Annotated in this window: 22 protein-coding genes; 11 read left to right on the forward strand and 11 right to left on the reverse strand. The window is 46.1% G+C overall.

What is annotated here, in order from left to right; genetic code table 11:
* Positions 1-49 precede the first annotated feature (49 nt).
* Complete coding sequence (locus LSG37_RS12120) at positions 50-1,153, reverse strand: tryptophan 2,3-dioxygenase family protein (RefSeq protein WP_233080116.1); 1,104 nt, start codon at positions 1,151-1,153, stop codon at positions 50-52.
* Between the two features lie 166 nt (positions 1,154-1,319).
* On the opposite strand from LSG37_RS12120, the gene LSG37_RS12125 reads away from it, so the two are divergent.
* The 4 genes from LSG37_RS12125 to LSG37_RS12140 all read left to right on the forward strand — a co-directional run bounded on the left by LSG37_RS12125 (position 1,320) and on the right by LSG37_RS12140 (position 3,549).
* Positions 1,320-1,589 (forward strand): late competence development ComFB family protein, encoded by a 270-nt coding sequence (locus LSG37_RS12125; protein WP_233080117.1) that lies wholly within the window; start codon positions 1,320-1,322, stop codon positions 1,587-1,589.
* Positions 1,576-1,755: a DUF2496 domain-containing protein gene (locus LSG37_RS12130; protein WP_233080118.1), complete on the forward strand. Its 180-nt coding sequence runs from the start codon at positions 1,576-1,578 to the stop codon at positions 1,753-1,755. Before LSG37_RS12125 ends, LSG37_RS12130 begins: the two co-directional genes overlap by 14 nt.
* Before the next feature lie 22 nt (positions 1,756-1,777).
* Positions 1,778-2,680, forward strand: coding sequence for a DMT family transporter (locus LSG37_RS12135; protein ID WP_233080119.1), 903 nt, complete (start codon positions 1,778-1,780; stop codon positions 2,678-2,680).
* A gap of 83 nt (positions 2,681-2,763) precedes the next feature.
* The gene (locus LSG37_RS12140; RefSeq protein ID WP_233080120.1) at positions 2,764-3,549 is read left to right on the forward strand and encodes a substrate-binding periplasmic protein; all 786 of its coding nucleotides are present in this window, start codon (positions 2,764-2,766) and stop codon (positions 3,547-3,549) included.
* A gap of 137 nt (positions 3,550-3,686) precedes the next feature.
* Here LSG37_RS12140 and LSG37_RS12145 read toward each other — a convergent pair whose 3' ends face one another.
* The 3 genes from LSG37_RS12145 to LSG37_RS12155 form a co-directional block, all read right to left on the reverse strand.
* The gene (locus tag LSG37_RS12145; RefSeq protein WP_233080121.1) at positions 3,687-4,196 is read right to left on the reverse strand and encodes a DUF1993 domain-containing protein; all 510 of its coding nucleotides are present in this window, start codon (positions 4,194-4,196) and stop codon (positions 3,687-3,689) included.
* Positions 4,197-4,268: 72 nt separating this feature from the next.
* Entirely contained in the window at positions 4,269-4,712 is a 444-nt protein-coding gene (locus tag LSG37_RS12150) for a MarR family winged helix-turn-helix transcriptional regulator (protein WP_233080122.1), read from the reverse strand.
* A 69-nt stretch (positions 4,713-4,781) separates the two neighbouring features.
* The gene (locus tag LSG37_RS12155) at positions 4,782-5,171 is read right to left on the reverse strand and encodes a cytochrome b562 (protein WP_233080123.1); all 390 of its coding nucleotides are present in this window, start codon (positions 5,169-5,171) and stop codon (positions 4,782-4,784) included.
* A 109-nt stretch (positions 5,172-5,280) separates the two neighbouring features.
* Here LSG37_RS12155 and LSG37_RS12160 point away from each other — a divergent pair, with 109 nt between their 5' ends.
* Positions 5,281-6,069 (forward strand): PhzF family phenazine biosynthesis protein, encoded by a 789-nt coding sequence (locus tag LSG37_RS12160; protein WP_233080124.1) that lies wholly within the window; start codon positions 5,281-5,283, stop codon positions 6,067-6,069.
* 52 nt (positions 6,070-6,121) lie between these two features.
* On the opposite strand, the gene LSG37_RS12165 is transcribed toward LSG37_RS12160, so the two are convergent.
* Both LSG37_RS12165 and pdxR read right to left on the reverse strand, forming a co-directional pair.
* On the reverse strand, positions 6,122-6,835 hold the full coding sequence (locus tag LSG37_RS12165) for a DUF445 domain-containing protein (RefSeq protein ID WP_233080125.1): 714 nt from the start codon (positions 6,833-6,835) through the stop codon (positions 6,122-6,124).
* Positions 6,836-7,178: 343 nt separating this feature from the next.
* Positions 7,179-8,618 carry a MocR-like pyridoxine biosynthesis transcription factor PdxR gene (pdxR, locus tag LSG37_RS12170; protein WP_233080126.1) on the reverse strand — a complete coding sequence of 480 codons (1,440 nt, stop codon included), beginning with the start codon at positions 8,616-8,618 and terminating at the stop codon, positions 7,179-7,181.
* Between the two features lie 90 nt (positions 8,619-8,708).
* Here pdxR and LSG37_RS12175 point away from each other — a divergent pair, with 90 nt between their 5' ends.
* Positions 8,709-9,104 (forward strand): GNAT family N-acetyltransferase, encoded by a 396-nt coding sequence (locus tag LSG37_RS12175; RefSeq protein ID WP_233080127.1) that lies wholly within the window; start codon positions 8,709-8,711, stop codon positions 9,102-9,104.
* Positions 9,105-9,110: 6 nt separating this feature from the next.
* A complete protein-coding gene (locus tag LSG37_RS12180) occupies positions 9,111-9,707 on the forward strand; it encodes an FMN-binding negative transcriptional regulator (protein WP_233080128.1) in 597 nt (198 codons plus the stop codon).
* Positions 9,708-9,820: 113 nt separating this feature from the next.
* Here LSG37_RS12180 and LSG37_RS12185 read toward each other — a convergent pair whose 3' ends face one another.
* On the reverse strand, positions 9,821-10,009 hold the full coding sequence (locus LSG37_RS12185; protein WP_233080129.1) for a hypothetical protein: 189 nt from the start codon (positions 10,007-10,009) through the stop codon (positions 9,821-9,823).
* A 305-nt stretch (positions 10,010-10,314) separates the two neighbouring features.
* Here LSG37_RS12185 and LSG37_RS12190 point away from each other — a divergent pair, with 305 nt between their 5' ends.
* A complete protein-coding gene (locus LSG37_RS12190) occupies positions 10,315-10,743 on the forward strand; it encodes a hypothetical protein (protein ID WP_233080130.1) in 429 nt (142 codons plus the stop codon).
* A 40-nt stretch (positions 10,744-10,783) separates the two neighbouring features.
* Positions 10,784-11,149 (forward strand): hypothetical protein, encoded by a 366-nt coding sequence (locus LSG37_RS12195; RefSeq protein WP_233080131.1) that lies wholly within the window; start codon positions 10,784-10,786, stop codon positions 11,147-11,149.
* Here LSG37_RS12195 and LSG37_RS12200 read toward each other — a convergent pair.
* The 4 genes from LSG37_RS12200 to LSG37_RS12215 all read right to left on the reverse strand — a co-directional run bounded on the left by LSG37_RS12200 (position 11,106) and on the right by LSG37_RS12215 (position 18,839).
* On the reverse strand, positions 11,106-11,978 hold the full coding sequence (locus LSG37_RS12200) for a 3-keto-disaccharide hydrolase (protein ID WP_233080132.1): 873 nt from the start codon (positions 11,976-11,978) through the stop codon (positions 11,106-11,108). The genes LSG37_RS12195 and LSG37_RS12200 overlap by 44 nt on opposite strands.
* 154 nt (positions 11,979-12,132) lie before the next feature.
* Complete coding sequence (locus LSG37_RS12205; protein WP_233080133.1) at positions 12,133-15,372, reverse strand: S41 family peptidase; 3,240 nt, start codon at positions 15,370-15,372, stop codon at positions 12,133-12,135.
* A 113-nt stretch (positions 15,373-15,485) separates the two neighbouring features.
* Positions 15,486-16,562 (reverse strand): low-specificity L-threonine aldolase, encoded by a 1,077-nt coding sequence (gene ltaE, locus LSG37_RS12210; protein ID WP_233080134.1) that lies wholly within the window; start codon positions 16,560-16,562, stop codon positions 15,486-15,488.
* Positions 16,563-16,673: 111 nt separating this feature from the next.
* Entirely contained in the window at positions 16,674-18,839 is a 2,166-nt protein-coding gene (locus LSG37_RS12215; RefSeq protein WP_233080135.1) for a prolyl oligopeptidase family serine peptidase, read from the reverse strand.
* 250 nt (positions 18,840-19,089) lie between these two features.
* Between LSG37_RS12215 and LSG37_RS12220 the strand changes: the two genes are divergently transcribed.
* Together LSG37_RS12220 and LSG37_RS12225 are read left to right on the forward strand one after the other, a co-directional pair.
* A complete protein-coding gene (locus LSG37_RS12220) occupies positions 19,090-20,187 on the forward strand; it encodes a dienelactone hydrolase family protein (protein ID WP_233080136.1) in 1,098 nt (365 codons plus the stop codon).
* A partial coding sequence (locus LSG37_RS12225) for a hypothetical protein (RefSeq protein WP_233080137.1) occupies positions 20,169-20,395 on the forward strand: 227 nt, incomplete at its 3' end. The genes LSG37_RS12220 and LSG37_RS12225, both read left to right, overlap by 19 nt.

Here is a 20,395-nt window from a genome sequence, read left to right on the forward strand (position 1 = left end):
GCGGGTACTGTAGGGGCAGGGCTTGTCCCCGCCCTTCACCCGCCCCAATTTAAACCTGCTGCGCGCCAGCGAAATAAAATCCCAGCTGTTTACGCACTACCAAAGGCAGTTCAGGTAGATCCGATTTTGGCAGTAAGAACGTAGCCATATGGAATAAATCGGTAAAAATACGGTTTTTCTCTGTGGTACGTTTTAAATAATCATGACCTGAAGAACCGCCTGTACCAATTTTAGTCCCCAGCATACGCTGGACCATCATGGCGTGTTTGTAGCGCCAAATCGTCATATTTTCATCAATTTCAGTCAGGCAGGTTAATACCTGAAATGGCAGGTTAAACACAGGCTCTTCCTGATACAAGGTAATAAACAAAGCGGCCAGCATAGCGCGCTGACTTAAGCGGAAGCTGCCTTGTTGCTGCAGTTCTGCGTATTTGTCTTTATCCAGCAAAGCGGCAAACTTAGCTCTGGTGTTGATGATTTCTTTTAGCTGCATTTCGCGTTCATGTTCAGCAATTTGTTCAATAGCCAACACTGTGCTTTCATCTTCATTCAGCATTTTTTCTGTCGCGCTTTGGTACATCTGCCAGAAGCTGAAATCGCCAAATTGTAAAAATGGCATACGTTCCAGCCACTTTTCCACTTGCTCAAACAAACTTGGCTGAGTTTCAAGGCCTTCTAAAAAGATCCGATCTTTTTCGTTTAACCGGCTGTAAAAGGAGTTTTTATCAAAATCGATGCGGTATTCACTTTTTAAACCCAGCCCAATTTCCAGCATCTTAAACTGCACGCTTTGAAAACCTGAAGCTGGCACTAAGTAGTCGCGGAAGGACATAAAATCCTGAGGTGTCATGGTTTCCATCACACCAATTTGCTGGTTCATCAATTGCTGAATGGTAATGACCCGCTTAAGCTTATGCACCACACCTGTTAATTGCTGATCTTTGACTTCGTCAGCAGCAAAAACGCCAAGCACAGCTTTTAGCTCATGCAGCACTTGCTTAAACCATAATTCATAGACCTGATGCACCACAATAAACAAGGTTTCATCATGAGCTTCATTGGCATACTTTGCACTTTCAGGTGCCTGAGCAGTTAAAATTTTGTCTAGTTGCAGGTAGTCACCGTAGTAACAAGGGGTTGTATTCTTTTGCATTTTTTTAATCTTAGGCCAGAGCCTGTTGTTTTGACCGCGCTATTCTATCAGCACGACCAGAAGTTAACATCTGCTGGTAGCGTTTTATAACCGAACTGATTATGCTTAGGCTCAGTTAAGTAGTCAGCGGCAGGGGCATAAAGCCCAGGCACACAAGGAGTAACAGATGAAGTTAGATGACGATATCCATAACTATTATGAAAAGCTTCTGTTGGACCATTTAGTTGAGCTACGTCTGGACGATGAGTACGACACCGAATATCTAGCCGATTTATGCTGCATAGTACTGAATCAGTTACCGCCTAAATACATTCGTTATGAAGTGGATATGGCCTTTTACCTGCCTCAGACGGAACGTTTTGAAATGGTGATGAAAGTGCGTGAAGCTGTTGCCAAGGCCAAAGGCTTCTTAGACACCCAACGTGACAAAAACTAAGACTCCGGCTTTATCTGATGCGCCCCTTGAGGTGCAACTGGCTGTGGAACTGATCCTGTTGCTGGAGCAACAGGATTTGCCAACAGAAACAGTACTGGCAGCCCTGAGCATAGTACAACGCGATTTCCAGAAAAAACTGGCAACACCTGTTAAACAAGCTGATTAAATTCTGATTTTCCTGAGGCAGTATGCTGACCCATTCCATTACTTTGTATCTGGCCACAGTATTGATTTGGGGCTCAACCTTTTTCGCTATTAAATTTCAGCTCGGCGATGTGCCGGAAGTGTGGTCTATTGCCTATCGTTTTGGTTTAGCGGCTTTGTTGCTCTGGTTCTGGTGTCTGTGGCGTAAGCTGCCACTGAAATTTAGTCGTCGCCAGCATGGTTGGATGGCGCTGCAAGGTTTGTTTTTATTTTGCTTAAACTACCTGCTGATTTATCTGGCCACCTCTGATTTAACTAGTGGCCTTATTGCAGTGGTGTTTTCCAGCATAGTGCTGATGAATATACTCAACGGTGCTTTATTTTTTGGCCGACCCATTGAAGTTAAAACTCTGTTGGGGGCCTTGTTGGGAATTTTGGGTATAGCTTTTGTGTTCTGGCCAGAACTGGCAGGATTGGAAAGTAATGGTTCTGCCTTGTGGGGTTTAGTGCTGAGTATTGCCGGCACTTACATAGCCTCACTTGGCAATATGCTCTCATCCAAAAACCAGCAACAGCAGTTGCCTGTCATTCAGAGTAATGTGTTTGGTATGACCTACGGTGCGATTATGATGGCCATATTGGCCTTAGTTCAGGGCATTATGCCGGTGTTTGATAGCAGTCTTAATTTTAATTTGTCCCTGTTGTATCTGTCACTATTCGGCTCAGTACTGGCCTTTGGCGCTTATCTAACATTAGTTGGTCGAATAGGCCCCGCTAAAGCTGCCTACACCATGGTGTTGTTCCCTATTGTTGCTTTAGGCATTTCCACCCTGTTTGAGAATTACCACTGGAGTTGGTCAGCTCTTATTGGGGTTTGTATTGTGGCTCTGGGCAATTTAATTATTTTGTTGCCGGCAGCGAAGTTAAAGCGTCTTGTCAGTCTTTGATCACTTATGACAACTCTTTGTTGTCAGCACTGTGAAATCTGACTATACCTAGTACAGTGTTTCTTTCTCAGAGAACGCAGACTATGCGATGGATTGTGGGTATTTTTTTCTTTCTTATCAGCTTTGCTCTGCAAAGCCAGGCCTTGCGGATCATCACAGTAGTAGAACCTCCAGCCAGTTATCTGGATAGCCACGGCCAACTGACAGGTTTTTCTGTCGAGGTGGTGCAAGCTATTCAGCGTATCCTGAATGACAAAACTCAAATAGAAATAATGCCTGAAGCCCGCGCTATTCATATTGCCCGCACTGAACCTAATGTCCTGCTGTTCAGTTTCTCCCGAACTGAAAAAAGGGAAAATGAGTTTTATTGGATTGGACAGTTGGTGGTTAAAACCTGGTCAGCCTATGCTATGAGTTCAAGTCCTTTGCAAATTCAAACGCTGGATCAGTTACGTAAAGTTAAAGCCATAGGTGTGGTTCGAGGGGATATCAGAGAAGAATGGTTGCTGGAACAAGAGTTTCATAACCTGCATCCTTCGGTCAACCATAAGCAAAATATCCATAGGTTACGTTCGGGTCGGCTGGATTTAATTGCTTACGAAAGCCAGGGGATCCAGCATTTGTTATGGGAAGAAGGCTTGCAAGCAGACGACATTAAAGCTGTGTATAAACTCAGAACTTCAGAGGTTTATCTGCTGATGTCTAAATCAGGCACAGATCAAAAACTAATGCAAAGCTGGAAATTAGCGGCGGAAAAATATCGTCAAAGTGGTCAACAGCAGTTTATTGCGGAAAAATGGCAGATGATTTTAAAGCATTATCACAATATCAATACACAAGCTATTGATGGCATTTTGCACTTCGAGTAACTCAAACTCCGTCGTACTTAAAAGCACCAATATGTTGGATTCATACCATAGCTCTGCGTAGAGCTTGAACGCAAGACGGGCGGGTACCGTAAGGGCTGGGCTTGTCTCTGCCCTTACGGTACCCGCCGCTACATGACCTAGATTTGGCCCATATAGTCTTTTTTGCCTACTTCAACACCATTGTGACGCAACAAAGCGTAACTGGTAGTGACGTGGAAATAAAACTGAGGCAAACCGTATTGAGCTAAATATTGAGTACCGGTAAAACGTTTTTCTTTTGGTGTACCAGCACGCAATACAATTTCTTTTTCTGCGGCATTGGCAAATTGCTCAGCGCTTAAGGTGTCAAGAAAAGCCAGAGTTTTATCCAGACGTTGCTGCAGTTCTGCAAAAGTCTGCTCAGTATCTTCATAGCCGGGCACTTCAACACCAGCTAAACGGGCCGAGACACTTTTAGCAAAATCAGCGGCAATTTGTACCTGACGTACCAGCGGAAACATATCAGGGTATAAACGCGATTGCAGCAACACTGCATCGGCCAGATCTTTTTGCTGGCTGAACTTTTCAGCTTTAACCAACAAGTCTTTTAAGCTGGTGAGGAACTGTTTAAAGACCGGAACTGACGCGCTGTAAAAAGATAAACTCATGCTTTTTGCCTCATTTAAACCATCCTGCCCTTTGCAAGGATCTGATGATTGAAATGGGGATGCGAAAAGTTATTACAAGGCTTCGAGTTGCTGAAATAACAAATCGCAACTGTGTTTTAATTGCTGCAACTGCTCTAACGGCATAGCTGATTGCTGAAAAATAGTTTTTGGAATATGGCTGGCTTGTGCTTTTAACAACTGCCCCTGTTCAGTCAGACGAATATGCACCACACGTTCATCTTGCTGACTACGGGTTCGGCTAACTAACCCCTTAGTTTCCAATCGTTTTAACAAGGGCGTTAAAGTACCAGAATCCAAATACAGTTTTTCACCTAACTCTTTGACATTGAGTTCAGGCTGCTGCCACAACACCAACATTGCCAGATACTGCGGATAGGTCAAATCCAAAGGCTCCAGCAATAATCGGTAACTGCGCACCAGTCGGTGGCTGGCGCTGTAGAGTGAAAAACACAGCTGTTTTTCCAATACTAAATAATCTTCGTGTTCTGTCATCATCAGATAGCCGGACTCAATTGAATTGTGTGCAATATACTTGAGTTCAGCTCTAAAATCGAGCTTGAGAGCTTAGCCAAAAATCAGTTGCCAGAAGCTGGGTTTACGATGTTTATGATACTTTTTCCGCAGCTCATCTATTTTCACCAGGTGCTGCTTCGCCCCTTCCAAATTCTGTTGTTCTAACAACAGTTGAGCCTGGTCCACTTCAACAGCCAGTTCTTTTAAACCTTGCTGATACAGCTCTGCTTTGTCTGCCTGAAATTTACCTTGCTGCGCTTGCTGCAATTGAGTTTCAAAACTGGCTAATGCCAGCCTCATCTGCTCCACTGACTGCGCTTCTTTGGCTTGTTTAAAGTTCAGCGCCATTTGCTTCATGGTTTTTTCCATATCCACATCATTCGCAAAAGCAAAGCCGCAAAACAACACAGCTGTTATCACCACAGAAATTACTACTTTCATCAAAAATCCTCAAAAAAATGCTGGGGTATTATAAGCAAGTTCAGTCCTTTTGCTGTGTATTTCTGAGCTATGATGCAGCGACTTAAGGTTAGACAGAGGAATGACACCGATGAAACTTCCGATTTATCAGGTAGATGCTTTTACCGATCAGCTATTTAAAGGCAATTATGCTGCTGTTGTGCCTTTGCAACAGGCCATTAATGATGAACTGATGCAGCAAATAGCCACCGAAAATAACTTATCTGAAACCGCCTTTGTATTGCCTTTGGCGAAAGACCATTACCAGATCCGCTGGTTTTCTCCTGTCACTGAAATTGACTTTTGTGGTCATGCTACCTTAGCTGCGGCTTTTGTATTGTTCGCTCAAAGCAACAGTACCACCCTTCGCTTCAGCACCTTAGAAGTGGGTGACTTAGTGGTGAGCCAACAGGCTGATGGCTGGATCCAAATGGATTTCCCTAAACGCCCTGCCAGTCCGGTCAAAGCACCAGATGCTTTGATAACCGGATTATCTATAGCTCCGGCTTTGGTAATGCAAAGTGCTCAGGCTTATTTTGCGATTTATACCGATGAAGAGCAGGTCAAGCAGCTATCGACCAACAGCCATGAACTGAAAAAATTGGCGCCTTATGATGTGGTGGCCACAGCGCCTGGCACTGATTACGACTTTGTTTCACGTTATTTCTGGCCAGCCAATGGTGGCGATGAAGATCCGGTAACAGGTTCCATTCATGCGGGTTTAGTGCCCTATTGGGCAGAACAGCTCGGAAAAACTCAGTTAATGGCCTATCAGGCATCGGCACGAGGCGGTGTATTGCGCTGTGAATTAGCAGGTGAAAGAGTACTGGTTTCGGGGCAGGCAAAACTCTATTTACAGGGTGAGATTTTTTTAACTTAACTGGCATTTTAATAGTAAGGGCAGACAGTTCTGCCCCTTACTATTGTTTTAATCAAATCGCCGGAATAAAACTGCTTAATAAACCTATCAGGCCACCAAAAACGCCGCCCCAGACCACCAACCAGCCTAAATGCTGACGGATCATCTGTTGCACTATGTCTTTTACCATTTCAGGCGTCAGCTCAGCTAAACGCCCCTCCACTACAGCGGCAATTTTAGGCTGCAACAGATCAATAGTATCGCCCTGATGCAGCTGGTTTTTAATTTGCTGCTGTACTTCAGGGCTATCGGCCAATTCAATTAAAGAACGGCTCAGGTTTTCGATAAAAGGCTCTTTCAGTGGTACAAGCATCTGAGCGCCGCCAAACATCGCCAGCATACCACCTAAGGAAGATTTTTGAACTGTCTCCAGCAAGGCATCAAAAGCCGGTGATAAGTCGATGGCTTCAATCACAGGTGCCAGTTTTAAGCTGACTGCGTCTTGCTCATGTTGCTCGGCAAGCAAACGCTGCAGATTTTCTTTGCTGAAAAACTGCCCCATGATCAGATCATAAATCCCTTGTTTGAATTCAGAAAAACGAGCCGGTATCACGCCTGAACCGTATAACAAGGGCACTTTTTCAAACAACATATGAATAGCCAGCCAGTTGGTCACAGCACCGGAAAAGGCAAACAAGCCGATAGCCCATAACCATGGCAAAGCGAAAAACCAGCCGGCAACCATCACAATCAAAGACAACAGATTGGTTAAAAGACTTTTATTCATCAGAACTCCATACAAAAAGCAGAAATGGCAGCGATTGTAATCAGTGTACAGAAGAACAACAAGATCAGGATCTTAATGCCTGCGAATGAAGGCGTTGCGGCCTGATCCAGAGATCTGTGGCCAAAGCCATAGTATCAACCTGGGATCACAGCAAAACTTTCAAGTAGCAATACAAGGGCACCAGTCAGCACAACGGCAAATCCCAGCCATTGCCGTATAGTTTTAAACAGTTTATTGGCTGTGTTTTGTGGCTTGGGTTCTGTCATCAGGTGTGTAGGCTTCAGTAAAAACAACTTAGATGATAATAATTCCCATTTGCAATTTAAGCAATAATTTCTGCTTTTCAGACTTTTTTATACAAAGGCAGCAAGCGCGCAATAAACTGTACACCTGATAACAGTTGCTGCTCTGAACTATTGGCTAAACCTATCACCAGACCAGTACGCGCAGGCCCTGCAAATACATAACGGCTCAAAGGCTGCACTCTGTAGCCTGCTTTTAACAATTCGGCCGTTAGCTGCAGATCTGCCACTTCATAAGGAAACTCAAGGCTGATATGTAAACCGGCATAACGGGCGTGTAGCTTCGCCTCTGGCAGAAACTTTGCAATAAGTTGCAGGCAAAACTGTTGTTTGTGCTGGTACAGCTGGCGCATTTTTCGCAAATGCCGGCCAAAATGCCCTTCAAGCATAAAATCTGCCGTTACTGCCTGAGGCAGCAATGCTACATCACCATACAGAGCCTGCAATAAAGCCGCCGCTTTCGCGACCCATTGTTTGGGTAATACCAGATAACCTAAACGCAGCGCAGGAAATAAGGTTTTACTAAAGGAGCCAACATAGATCACCCCTTGTCCTTGCGCCAGCCCCTGCAAACTGGCAATAGGCCTGTGTTTAAACTGGAATTCACTGTCGTAGTCGTCTTCGACCAAAACGCAGTGCTGTTGTCTGGCCCATTCAAGTAAATGCAACCGCTCTGACAGCGGCATAATACCACCCATAGGGTATTGATGAGCCGGAGTCACAAACAAGGCTTTACAACCGTTTAAACCATTGAGATCTGAAGTGGCAAGCCCGCTGTCTGAACTGGCATCGATGTAATGAATATCGGCTTCGGATAACTGCAATGCTTGCCGTAAACGGGGATAACCGGGGGATTCCATCGCCACTTTATCCCCTGCCTGGCTCACCAGCTTAGTGGCAATAAACAAAGCTGCCTGAGCGCCCGGTGTGATCACAATACAATCTTCATCACAAAGCACCTGACGGGACTGGCGTAAATAATGATTCAGCGCCTGGCGCAGTGGCAAATACCCCATCGCATCCGCCATACCGGCTAAAGCACTTCTGCCGCTATGTCGTTGGGTTAATTTTTGCCACAAGGCAAAAGGAAAGGCCGATAAGTCTGGCACTCCGGTTTGCAGCAAACCTGAAGCTGGCCCGGTTTTGGCTGTAACCCCATAGTCAAACACTGTTATTTGAGCTGGTGCCAGCGCTACTTGAGCATGTCCGCTTGCCTGAAAAAATTGATCAGGAGCCACAGCCAGCACCTGATAACCGCGGCCTGGTTGGCCCAACAAATAACCTTCGGCCACCAGCTGTTGCAACACCTGATTGACCGTATTGCGGCTTAACTTTAAATCCAGCGCTAATTGACGGCTGGACGGCAATAATGCCTCTGCAGGCCACTGCTCTGTCAACAGCTTTTCGCGCAATGCTTGATACAACTGCTGTTGCAGGGAGCCTTCACCAGACAGAAAAAAACTTCCAAGTTCTATACGCAAACTGGATCTCTCACTTTGACAAAACTGGCACTTTCTATAGAACCAGTTTAGCGATAAAACAGCGTCTTCTACAAGCGAAGAGGAATGTATATGCTGAGTTATCAGGTGGAATCCAGTTTTGATTTAGAAGAAATGCTGGCTTTGTATAAAGCTTCTGGCATTAACAGGCCCACAGAGGATAAAAGCCGCATGGCGACCCTGCTTTCCGGCGCGAACTTACTGCTGACAGCCCGGAAAAATGGTCAATTGGTGGGCTTAGCCCGCTGTATGACGGACAAAGCATGGGTGGTCTATATCTGCGATTTACTGGTCGATAAAAGCCTGCAGCATCAGGGCATAGGTAAAGAGTTGTTACGTCAGGTGCAACTGGTGACAGGACCGCAAGTGCAGCAGTTATTGCACAGTGCCGAAAGTGCGATGAGTTATTACCCCAAAGTGGGTTATCAGTTATGCCACAATGCTTTTGTAGTCAAAAGGGAAAGCTAAAAAACTATGTATTTACCTAAACATTTTCAGAGCGAAGATTTAGATCAGATCCGCTCTTTTTTACAGCAACATTATTTTGGTTTGCTGTTGAGTAAGAGCCCGGATTTATATTACAACCCCTTGCCATTTTTAATGGACTGGCAGGACGATCATCTGACTGTATTTTGCCATCTGGCCCGCACTAATCCGCAGTTAAAGCAGCTCAATGATCAGCAGGTGCAGATTGTGATTATGGGGCCTCATGCTTTTGTCGCAGCAAACTGTTATGGCGATGAGCAGGCAGTTTCAACCTGGAACTACGGCCTGATTGAACTTAAAGGCACAGCTTTTACTTTAGATACAGAACAAACCCTGGCGTTAGTACGAAGGCAGGAAAGTTTTTCCGCACCAGACATGCTGCAGTCTGCGGATTATCAGCAAAAGCTGGTAAAGGGTATTTGTGGTGTGCGGATAGAGATCAGCAGCGTCGTTGGGAAAATGAAACTCTCGCAGAACAAATCAGCAGAACAGCGGCAAAAAGTCGGAGACTATCTACAGGCGACGGAGCAACCTCAAAGTGTCTGGCAACTGATGCAACAGCTGGCTTTGTATCAAAGCAACTGACAGCGAAAAACAAGCAAAGCAGAAGATGGCTGCGGGCTCAGTATAAAACCAGCGACTGCCTTGCCTGAGTACGGACTAAAACCAGAACTACAGATGAGTGGCCGCACTGCGGCTTAGTTATAACCAAGCTCAGCACAGTGATCTGTAGTGAAGTCAGGGCTTTTGGATTTCACAGGCTCTGACTCCGCATCACTCCAGACTAAACTTAAAGCCCGGCGCTCTTGCTGGGTTAAATCTGCATTGTTCTTAGTGGCGTCAAAGCTAAAGGGTTGCGCACTTTTCTGTTGTTTGATTGCACTCATAAGATGCACTCCTGTCTTTTTACTTAAGCTAATACCTTGTGGTATTGAGACTGCCAAGGGCTAAAATCTAAACTTCATTACAGAGCCCACTGGCAGGTGGATTTTCAGTTTGCGCCGGTAAAGATGAGCCTAAGCTGAACTGAGTGTTCATTTTTTAATCAGACATTATCCGCTGATTTTTGGCCAGATCCTTCTGCGAAACTGCGTTCAACAACAGTAAGCTGCCGTTCAGTTAACCAAGGTACACTGCCGCCTTATCTGAACCGGGCAACTTCCGGTATGTGTTTTAAAGAGGGATCATAACAATGAAAATTAAATTAACTCTGGCCAGCTTAGTAGTCGCAACAGTATTCGCAACAGGCGTTGCTCAGGCCGGTGAATTTGTGCCAGCCGCAGGTTTTGGCTCTCAATACGGCGACTTAGGCGGTAAATTTATGTACCGCGAAGATAATATGGCTGTTTACGTCGGTGTGGGCGTAGGCGGTGCAGCTGTAGGTTTTCATATAGCGCCATCTGCCGGCAGTCAGCACGTATTTGGTGCTCAATATGCGTCAGGCTCTGATGTGTTTGATAGTAAAGGTTTATTGCTGGCCACTTATGATTACCACTTCAGTGGTTTTAGCGGTCGTGGCTGGACTTTAGGTGGTGGTTTAGGCACAGCAGATTACGATGGTGGCCGTCGTGATGGCGACAGCAGAACTGTCGCAGTCTTTAACGCTGGCTATAAATTCTGACGTTCTTGTTCGACTAGCGCATTGAAGTTAAGGCAGCCATTTGGCTGCCTTTTTATTCGCCGCCATCCATGGCACTCACCCTTCGGGCCAACGCTTCGCATTGTTAAAAATCTTTCCTGACGATTTTTTATTCGCCGCCATCCATGGCACTCACCCTTCGGGCCAACGCTTCGCATTGTTAAAAATCTTTCCTGACGATTTTTTATTCGCCGCCATCCATGGCGCTCACCCTCTGGGCCAACGCTTCGCATTGTTAAAAATCTTTCCTGACGATTTTTTATTCGCCGCCATCCATGGCGCTCACCCTCTGGGCCGGCAAACAGCGCCGTTAAAAAACATTCCCGATGTTTTTTTTAATTCCATTATAAAAACAGCTTGCTGTATTCTGCTGGCATTTGCTCTATAGGTTTGATCAGTATGCCTTTGTAGAACAGTTCTGCTGCTTCACTTTGCAACTGAATTTTGCCTTCAATTAAAGGTTCAGTTTTGCCTTCTGGCGTGACATATCTGGAATTACGCAACACCATCACCACATGACCATTCACTATATGCAGGCTTTGCCCTTCAAAAGTAATAAGCTCCAGCGTATTCCACTGCCCAGCCGGTTTTTCATGATTGTCTTTACGTAATACAAAACCCTGTAGCTCTTCGCCTTTGCCCACTTTTATAAAAGGCTGAGTCTCATCGGCAACCGCATTCATAATAGACTCAGGTAAAAAGGCTCTGACATCAATAGCTGACGTGGCTTGCTGCCAATAATCGCCGTTATGGCCTTCCATGATTTGAAATTCCTGCGACAACATCCAGGTGCGGAAATACTCCTGACCATGTTCACCATTGGCGTGATACAAAATGCCGCTGTCTTTGAGTTTATTCAGACGAGGTGGCCACTTTTTCTCACCCCAACGAAATTGCAGTTTTAAATGATAATTTTTATAGGATTTTTTACTGGTCACAGCGCCATAAACTTCACCACTGACTCTAAGCACTGGCTCGTTGTTTTCTTCCTGCATAGTAAAAACTTTATACAGATCATTGCCCCTATTTAAACCTATAGGAGCTATAGGATTTCCCTGCTCATCTTTAGGCACAGAACCGTCATAAGACTCCTTATGCTTATAGCTTAAGTAGGTATCCCACTGGCTGAGGTTTTTATCCAGTAAGGGTTGCCAGTCGGCCGCTACTGCGGAATAACTGCACAAGACGATGGAAAAACAGAGGAATTTAAGTTTCATAGCTTTTATCCAATAGTGAATGATTTCAATTGGATACCAGTTTAACAATCAAATGTAAAGCGCTTACATAGCAAAGCAGGAACAAAGCCTGTTACGTTTTTTAGTAATAAGGGCTGAGTATTGACTCAGCCCTTAAAGCGATAAAAGAATATGGTTACCAGTTCAGCTTTTGTGCGTCTTTGGCAATACCCGGCTTTAACGGCTCCGCTTTTAGTTCAGGCACGACTTTTTCCTGCAGTTGTTTTTGCAGCAAGCTGATGGCATAGGACAACTGCGCGTCCTGACCACTGAAGCTGGCATAAGGTAAATTATCGACCAGCAGATCCGGGCTCACGCCTCTGCCTTCGATAATCCAGCGGCCATCTTTATCAAACTGTGCGGTTTCAGCCACTCGGGCCACCCCCATATCAGCTAATAAATTACGACCTGACAACCAAACCCCTGCCCCTGCGGTTTGTTGCCCAATCACAGGGCCTAAACCTAAACTTTTAATACCGGCGGCAAAAGTTTCACCATCTGAGTAAGTCAGTGGGTCGGTCAGTACTACCAACTGGCCACGGAAGCTTTGCTGCATATTGCCATAAGCATTGCCCTGAGTCGGTTGCCAGAATGCCCAAACCCGGCGTAATAACTTTTCAATCACCCAACTGTCGATATTGCCCCCTCTGTTGCGGCGCACATCAATGATCAGGCCGGGTTTATCCACGTTGGCATAAAACTCGCGGGCAAAGTTGCTGATGTCGTTGGCTGTCATAGCGTATAAATGCAGATAACCCAGTTGCTGCTTGCCTTGTTGTTCCACCTGTTGTTTTTTCTGCTGCACCCAATGCTGATAACGCAACATCTGCTCTTGTTGCGGGCTGACAGGCACCACCACTTTTTTCAGGGCTTTACCATTTCGCTCTAGCTGCAACAGTACTTGCTGGCCTTGTTGTTGCTGTAAAACCTGATGTAAATCCAATACTGAAGTCACAGCTTTACCATTCACCGCCAGCAAGTGATCGCCGGTTTTCAGTTCAACTCCGGCCCTGTTCAGTGGACTGGCAATAGAAGGTAAATCAGGGTCGGTCTGATAAATAGTTTGCAGTATTAATTTGCCATCTCGGCTGACAAATTCGCCCCCCAGACTGGCAGCTTTGCTGCTTTCACTGGCTTTTGCATAATCGCCGCCCCGCACCTGCGAGTGCAAGACAGACAATTCGCCAATCAGCTGTGCCAGTAAATCGTCCAGTTCAAATCTGTCTGTCACCCTTTCCAGTAAAGGCTGATAGCGTCTTTTGGTGGTGCCCCAGTCCACACCACGCATTGCCGGGTCAAATAAAAACTCCCTGTGCATCAGCCAGGCATCATGGAACATTTGTTGCCATTCGGCTTTTGGTGTGACGGTCAGGCTAATTTTATCAATGGCCCAGGGTTCTGCTTCTTCGCCTTCCGGTGCTTTCGCTGCGGCAGAACCCAAGAAAAATCTATAACTGCCAGGCGCTGTTTCGTACTGCAAAAACAGTGATTTACCGTCTGCACTACTTTGTATAGCGCGAACCTTACCGGCAAAGCTCAACAGTTTTTTGTTTTCAGGTTCAATTTTTAAGGCCCGTACTGAACCCGCATCCCTACTATGTTCAAATTCATGCAGATATAAATAATCAGCACCAACCTGCAGTTTCTGATAATTCCCTGCTGCTGCCGGTACTTGCCACAACTGCCCTGGTAAGTCTTTCACTGAAACAGCTTTACCCTGGTCTTCAAGCCCGGCGGTTAATTCAGTTTCTGCGTCAAAGGGAAACTGCGCAGAGCTGGTTAACGCATAGGCAAATACCTGGGCTCTTTTATCAAAAGCAGGCCCCATATTTCTATCCCCCCAAGGTGAACCTGGGGTTGGTTTTAACTCGCGCTCTGATAAAAAGTACAACCAGTCGCCATCTGGATGAAAAGCCGGGCTGTAGGAATTGTATTTATCTGTAGTCAACAATTTCGCCTGCTGCTCTTTGATGGAATACAGGCCAATTTGCTGACGGCCAGTGCCATCTTTTTCTGCGGTAAAGGCCAATACGTTGCTGAATTTATTCCAGACCATATCGCCGTAAGGGCTTAAACCAAAGCCACTTTTGTGAACCAGCTGATTGCTGCCGGTTTTCAAATCGAACACCCAAAGCTGGCCTTGTTTATCATCATGCGCCAGATAACGGCCATCAGGTGATAAGGCTAAGTTCCAGCGAAAACCACGGCCATCCTTGGTCAGTTGCTTGCCTTTGTCTGAACCATCGGCTGCATATTGCCAAATTTCAGGATCACCGGATTGATCCGAAATCAGATACACCCATTTGCCATCCTGACTGATCACAGCACCGCGGGCCCGGGCTGTTTCAGGCACGGCCAGCTCGACAATACGTTGTGGCGAGCGGGACAACACCTGCACTTTGCTGCGAAGCGTCAGTACCAGTTTTTCTTTGGCAAAACCAACAGAGCTGGAGGTTAAATACTTCAGAGGTTCAGTTAATAAACGCTGACGCTGCTGCGGAGAGTCTGTCACCAACGCAGGGGCTAGAGTACTACTTTGGCCCGAGCTTAAATCCAGCAGTTGAATATCTGCCCCTAACTGATAAGCCACTTTGCCTTGCTCAAGACGGGCAGAACGTACGGCAAAATCCTGATGCGTGGTCAGCTCTTTAAGCTGTGCAGAAACAGGATCGTAAGACCATAAATTAGCATTGCCACCTGCATCACTGACCAGCACCAGTTGCCCTTGCCAAAGCATAGGATTGCGTAACGAGCCCTGATGATCTGCCAATAAGCGTTCAGCTTCGAGCACTGAACCCAGTTTCCAGCGCCACAACTGGCCTTTGGCTCCGCCCTGATACTGCCGGGCGTTATCGCCGGTCAGTTGCAAACCGTAACGGATAAAATAAACATAGCCATTTTGCTGATCCAATACAGCTTCTACTGCATCCAGTAACGGCAAGGTTTCAGTTTGCTGAGTGTCTATATCCATCAGCTTCAGCACCCAGCTGTTTACCGGGCCTGTCATGGCATCAGTGCTGTACAGCAATTTGCCATCCAAGCTCCAGCCTTGCAGTTTTACTTTGGCATTGTGTGCTGTTAAACGCTTCGGTGAACCGCCTGTTAAAGATAAATAATAAATATCCGGGGTATCGTCATAAGCCGCCACATAAACTACGGCTTTACCGTCAGGGGTAAATAGCGCCTGAGTTTCTTCGGCCGGATGTGTGGTCAAACGTTTAGCATCGCCACCGCTAAGTTGGCTTAGCCATAAATCACCTTCGGCAGTAAATACCAGTTGATCGTTTTGCAAAGCGGGTGAGCGGTAATAAGCAGCATCGGCATAACTGCTGGCAAAAAGAGCGGCGGTCAGACAAGCGACTAAACTGAGTTTCATAGATGGCCCCGGAGTTTTTGTTTTTACTGTACTTTTAGTTTGGCTTTACCTTATCAGCTTCAACCAAAAAAAAGCAGAGGGGGCCGCCTCAGAAATCAGTCAGTTAATCCCACTCAGAGCCTGAATTTTTGCACTACGTCCAGCGCACCTTGAATATCAGTAGCCTTGATATCCAAATGAGTGACCCAACGCACTCTTTTGTAGTATTGATCTGCTTTGTTGTAATTACTGCTGGTCAGTTTAATACCCTGCTCCGACAGATAAGCCAGTAAAGGCTCTGCCACTTCAACAGCTATATCGGTAAATAAAATATTGGTATGAACAGATACCAGTTCCAGCTTGCCTTTGAGCAGTGGATGTTCAGCAGCAATATGCTGTAAACCATCAGCCAGTTGTTGTGCATGCTGGTGATCTTCTGCCAGACGCTGAATATTATGCTGCAATGCATATAAACCAGCCGCCGCCAGCACACCAGCCTGACGCATGCCGCCGCCCAGCATTTTACGAAGTCGTCTTGCCTGCTGAATAAAAGCATGACTGCCCAGCAGCAAAGAGCCAACCGGAGCCCCTAACCCTTTGGATAAGCACAAAGACACTGAATCAAAACCAGCACAAAGTTCTCTGGCTTTTTGAATTGGATCAGAACCATCTTCAGTCGCTAAAGCCACAGCAGCGTTCATCAAACGGGCGCCGTCTATATGGCACTTTAATCCCAGCTCTTTGGTCAAAGCCGCCACTGAATTCATATAGGCCAGTGGCAATACCTTACCCCCCGTGGTGTTTTCCATCACAATTAATTTAGTGCGGGCAAAATGTGGGTCATCTGGCTTTACCGCAGCTCTTATATGCTCCAATGCCAATGTACCATCGGGTTGATGCTCTATAGGTTGTGGCTGAATAGAACCGAGTACGGCCATACCACCGCCTTCCCATCTATAGGTATGCCATTGCTGCCCCACTATGGCTTCATCGCCCCGCTGGCAATGTGCCATCAGGGCTATTAAGTTGGTTTGGGTGCCACTTGGCGCAAATAAAGCAGCTTCAAAACCTAATAGCTCTGCCGCATAACGCTGCAACTCATTTACTGTCGGGTCGTCCTGAAATACGTCATCACCCAAAGGGGCAGCCAGCATAGCGGCTTTCATTGCTTCGCTGGGTTGAGTGACTGTGTCACTGCGAAAGTCTGTCATGCATTCCCTCTGTTTATTCAGATTTTAAAGATTAAAAAAAACCAGAGTTTTAAAAGCTCTGGTTTTTTATCAGGGTTAAGCTGCTATCTCAAGTAATAGTGCTAAAAGTATTTACTGCTTTGGCAGCTCTTTCACACCCATATTAAACAAAGTAAAACCAAAGATATCCGCAGCTAACTCGATTTGCTTGGATACTGGCACACCGGCACCGTGACCTGCATTGGTTTCAATGCGGATCATCTGTGGGTTAGGGCCAGTGGCTTTGGCTTGCAGTTCAGCGGCAAACTTAAAGGAATGCGCTGGTACTACACGGTCATCGTGATCGCCTGTGGTGACAAGAGTTGCAGGATAAGCCACACCTTCTTTGACGTTATGCACTGGTGAGTAGCCTTTGATGTAGTCGTACATCTCTTTGCTTTGCTCTGACGTGCCGTAGTCGTACGCCCAACCTGCACCAGCGGTGAAAGTATGGTAACGCAGCATATCCAGTACACCGACCTGAGGAATAGCCACTTTGACCAAATCAGGGCGTTGTGTCATCACAGCACCTACTAACAAACCACCGTTAGAACCACCACGAATAGCCAGTTTGTTGCTGGAAGTGTATTTTTCTGCGATCAGGTATTCACCTGCAGCAATAAAGTCATCAAACACATTTTGCTTTTTCAACTGAATACCGGCGTTATGCCAGGCTTTACCGTATTCACCACCACCCCGCAGGTTAGGCACAGCGTACACGCCGCCCATTTCCATCCACACCAGGTTGGCCACACTGAAGGCTGGTGTCAGGCTGACGTTAAAACCGCCATAACCGTACAACATAGTTGGGTTAGACCCATCCAGTTTGATGCCTTTTTTGTGGGTGATCATCATCGGCACTTTAGTACCGTCTTTAGAGGTATAAAACACCTGCTTCGACTCATAATCGTCACTGTTAAACTTCACAGCAGCTTTGTAATAAGTACTGGTTTCGCCAGATTTTGGCTCAAAAGCAAAAGTACTAGGTGCTGTGTTGTAGTTAGTGAAGCTGTAGTACAAAGTCGTGTCTTTGGTTTTACCACCAAAGCCAGACACAGTGCCTAAGCCCGGCAGTGTCACATCACGCACCAGTTTGCCGTCGTAGTCATACTGTTTAATCTGAGAAATCGCATCCACCATATAATTGGCGAATAAGAAACCTGCACCTTTATTCACATCCAGCACATTGGCAGTTTCCGGGATCACTTCTGTCCACTTATCCGCTTCAGGTGCAGTCGCATCAATTTTGATCAGCTTTTTGTTCGGTGCATTTAAGTTGGTGACAAAATACAGCGCATCACCACGGCTATCGACAAATTCAAAATCGGCATTGCCTTCAGCATATAAAGTGACAAAAGCGCTGTCGGCTTTGGTTAAATCTTTCAGGAAGACTTTGTTACCAGAGGTCGCGTTGGCGGCAGAAACAATCAGGTATTTGCCGTCATCTGTGACACCACCACCGACATAACGGTGTTTTTCAGCATCAACACCACCAAACACCACAGGATCGTCTTTTTGTGCAGTGCCTAATTTGTGGTAATACAGCTTGTGCTGATCGGTTTTTGCAGACAGCTCGCTGCCTTCTGGTTTGTCGTAACTTGAGTAATAAAAACCTTCGTTGCCTTTCCACGACACACCGCTGAACTTGACGTCTACCAAGGTTTCTTCAATTGGTTTTTTCGTCTCAACATCGATGATAATAATTTTGCGCCAGTCACTACCACCTTCAGAGATAGAGTACGCCAACGTTTTACCATCGTCAGAAAAAGACACATCAGCCAAAGAGGTTGTCGCATCAGTGCTGAAGGTATTTGGGTCTAAAAAGACTTCTGCTTCGCCATCGCCTTTTTTACGGTAAAGCACCGACTGGTTTTGTAAGCCGTCGTTTTTAAAGAAATAGGTGTATTCACCTTCAATAAAAGGTGCGCCTACTTTTTCATAGTTCCATAGTGCTTCTAAACGTTGTTTAATCTGGTCGCGGTAAGCAATCTGGTCCAGGTAAGCAAAAGTCACTTTATTTTGCTCTTTTACCCAGTTGCCTGTCTCGCTGCTGCGGTCGTCTTCCAGCCAGCGATAAGGGTCTGCCACTTTTTCTTCAAAGTAACTATCTACCACGTCGCCTTTAGCGGTTACTGGGTAAGTAAAAGGGTGAGCGGCCTGAGTTTCTGTCATAACTGTTTCTTGTGTTTTTGTGGTGTCACTTGGTTGGCCGCAGGCTGTTAACAAAGCCAATGCCACTGCGCTTAATGCGTATCTCATCTATCCTGTTCCCCGGATGTTATACCCTTCGCAGTGGAAGCCGGTGCTTCACTGACAAATGGGTGAGTGTTACTAAAATTCAATACCGAGCATAACAAAACTGCCAGCTCAAAGCACCTGTTTGAACCAAGGCTTTTAAAAGACGCGACTAATAGCCGGAGCTGTGCGGTTTATGGAATAAATAGACAGAATATCGGCTTGTTGTTCAGCTTTGCTTTATGCTGAATAAAAGACTGGTGAGGTAATGCTGATGTCCCGAGGAAGTGCGTTGTTGTGGCTGGGTTTAGCTGTATTTTTTGTCAATGCCGATATGACAGTACCGGTAAGTCCAGCCCCCACTTATCCGGGCAGTTGGCAAGCCTCAATACCAGTGCAGCAATGGCAACAGCAGCAACGTCAGTTTTATCTGGCTGCTTTGCTTGCGCCTGTGAAATCCCCTCTGGCTGAGGCACAAATGCTGCAACAGGAAGACAGAGGCAGTTATCAGGCAGAGCTATGGCAAATCCCGTTAAGCAGTATCAGTCATAGCAAAGCCTTGCTGCTCACACCTAAAAGCCAGCCGATTAAAGCTGCTGTTTTATTGCTGCATGACCACGGTGCTTATTTTGTTATTGGTAAAGAAAAAATGATCCGGCCTTTTGCTGGTTCCAGCGTCAAAACAGAAGCACAAAACTGGGTAAATAAACACTACGGCGGCCGTTTTATTGGCGATGAACTGGCGGAACAAGGTTATCTGGTGCTGGCCGCTGATACCTTAGGTTTTGGTGAACGTGGGCCTGTGCTGTACGAACAGCAACAGCAGTTAGCCGCTAATTTGCTGGCAACAGGGCATTCGCTTGCAGGTTTGTCGGCTTATGAAGATATGCAGTTAGCTCAATTTTTAGCACAAAGACCCCATGTGCCCAAAGGCAAAGTTGCCGCTATCGGCTTTTCGATGGGGGCTTACCGGGCATGGCAGGTGGCGGCTTTGTCAGAGCATATTCAATCTGCAGCGGCTATTTGCTGGTTTAACACCTATCAGCATTTAGTGCTGCCAGGACAAAACCTGACCAAAGGCCAATCGTCTTTTTATCTGCTGCATCCAGGCTTGGCCCGTCAGTTGGATATAGTGGATCAGGTCAGTTTAGTCGCGCCTAAAGCTTTGTATTTAATCAATGGCGGACAAGACCCACTGATGCCAGTGCAAGGCGTGATACAAGGTCATAACCAACTGAAAAAAGTCTGGCAGGCTTTTGAGGCTGACTCCACACTTCGCACTGAAATCTGGACTGAAGCCCGCCACGAATTTAACCAGCAACAGCAACAACAAGTCTGGTTATGGCTGGAACAATGGCAAAAACAGCACTAAAACAGTCGGCTTTGCCTTGCATCCTTAAGCATGTATCAAACACTCATGTCATTTTTGTTTGCAAAACAATCAACTACTCATCACGTTCAGCTGTCACAGGCGCACAGCAAATAAAAACCTCCCTGCCGCAAGGTGAGGTTCACGTAACCCTCACTGCGGATCAGATGAAACTCCGTTTGTTGATTAATGCAAACAGGAGAAGCTCGTG

This window comes from Rheinheimera soli (assembly GCF_021290985.1).
GTDB lineage: Bacteria > Pseudomonadota > Gammaproteobacteria > Enterobacterales > Alteromonadaceae > Pararheinheimera > Pararheinheimera soli.

Bases quoted from the DNA above. Each gene is read 5' to 3' on its own strand.
- LSG37_RS12120 (WP_233080116.1), bottom strand. From the start codon at position 1,153: ATGCAAAAGAATACAACCCCTTGTTACTACGGTGACTACCTGCAACTA.
- LSG37_RS12125 (WP_233080117.1), top strand. From the start codon at position 1,320: ATGAAGTTAGATGACGATATCCATAACTATTATGAAAAGCTTCTGTTG.
- LSG37_RS12135 (WP_233080119.1), top strand. From the start codon at position 1,778: ATGCTGACCCATTCCATTACTTTGTATCTGGCCACAGTATTGATTTGG.
- LSG37_RS12140 (WP_233080120.1), top strand. From the start codon at position 2,764: ATGCGATGGATTGTGGGTATTTTTTTCTTTCTTATCAGCTTTGCTCTG.
- LSG37_RS12145 (WP_233080121.1), bottom strand. From the start codon at position 4,196: ATGAGTTTATCTTTTTACAGCGCGTCAGTTCCGGTCTTTAAACAGTTC.
- LSG37_RS12150 (WP_233080122.1), bottom strand. From the start codon at position 4,712: ATGATGACAGAACACGAAGATTATTTAGTATTGGAAAAACAGCTGTGT.
- LSG37_RS12155 (WP_233080123.1), bottom strand. From the start codon at position 5,171: ATGAAAGTAGTAATTTCTGTGGTGATAACAGCTGTGTTGTTTTGCGGC.
- LSG37_RS12160 (WP_233080124.1), top strand. From the start codon at position 5,281: ATGAAACTTCCGATTTATCAGGTAGATGCTTTTACCGATCAGCTATTT.
- LSG37_RS12165 (WP_233080125.1), bottom strand. From the start codon at position 6,835: ATGAATAAAAGTCTTTTAACCAATCTGTTGTCTTTGATTGTGATGGTT.
- LSG37_RS12175 (WP_233080127.1), top strand. From the start codon at position 8,709: ATGCTGAGTTATCAGGTGGAATCCAGTTTTGATTTAGAAGAAATGCTG.
- LSG37_RS12180 (WP_233080128.1), top strand. From the start codon at position 9,111: ATGTATTTACCTAAACATTTTCAGAGCGAAGATTTAGATCAGATCCGC.
- LSG37_RS12185 (WP_233080129.1), bottom strand. From the start codon at position 10,009: ATGAGTGCAATCAAACAACAGAAAAGTGCGCAACCCTTTAGCTTTGAC.
- LSG37_RS12190 (WP_233080130.1), top strand. From the start codon at position 10,315: ATGAAAATTAAATTAACTCTGGCCAGCTTAGTAGTCGCAACAGTATTC.
- LSG37_RS12200 (WP_233080132.1), bottom strand. From the start codon at position 11,978: ATGAAACTTAAATTCCTCTGTTTTTCCATCGTCTTGTGCAGTTATTCC.
- LSG37_RS12205 (WP_233080133.1), bottom strand. From the start codon at position 15,372: ATGAAACTCAGTTTAGTCGCTTGTCTGACCGCCGCTCTTTTTGCCAGC.
- ltaE (WP_233080134.1), bottom strand. From the start codon at position 16,562: ATGACAGACTTTCGCAGTGACACAGTCACTCAACCCAGCGAAGCAATG.
- LSG37_RS12215 (WP_233080135.1), bottom strand. From the start codon at position 18,839: ATGAGATACGCATTAAGCGCAGTGGCATTGGCTTTGTTAACAGCCTGC.
- LSG37_RS12220 (WP_233080136.1), top strand. From the start codon at position 19,090: ATGTCCCGAGGAAGTGCGTTGTTGTGGCTGGGTTTAGCTGTATTTTTT.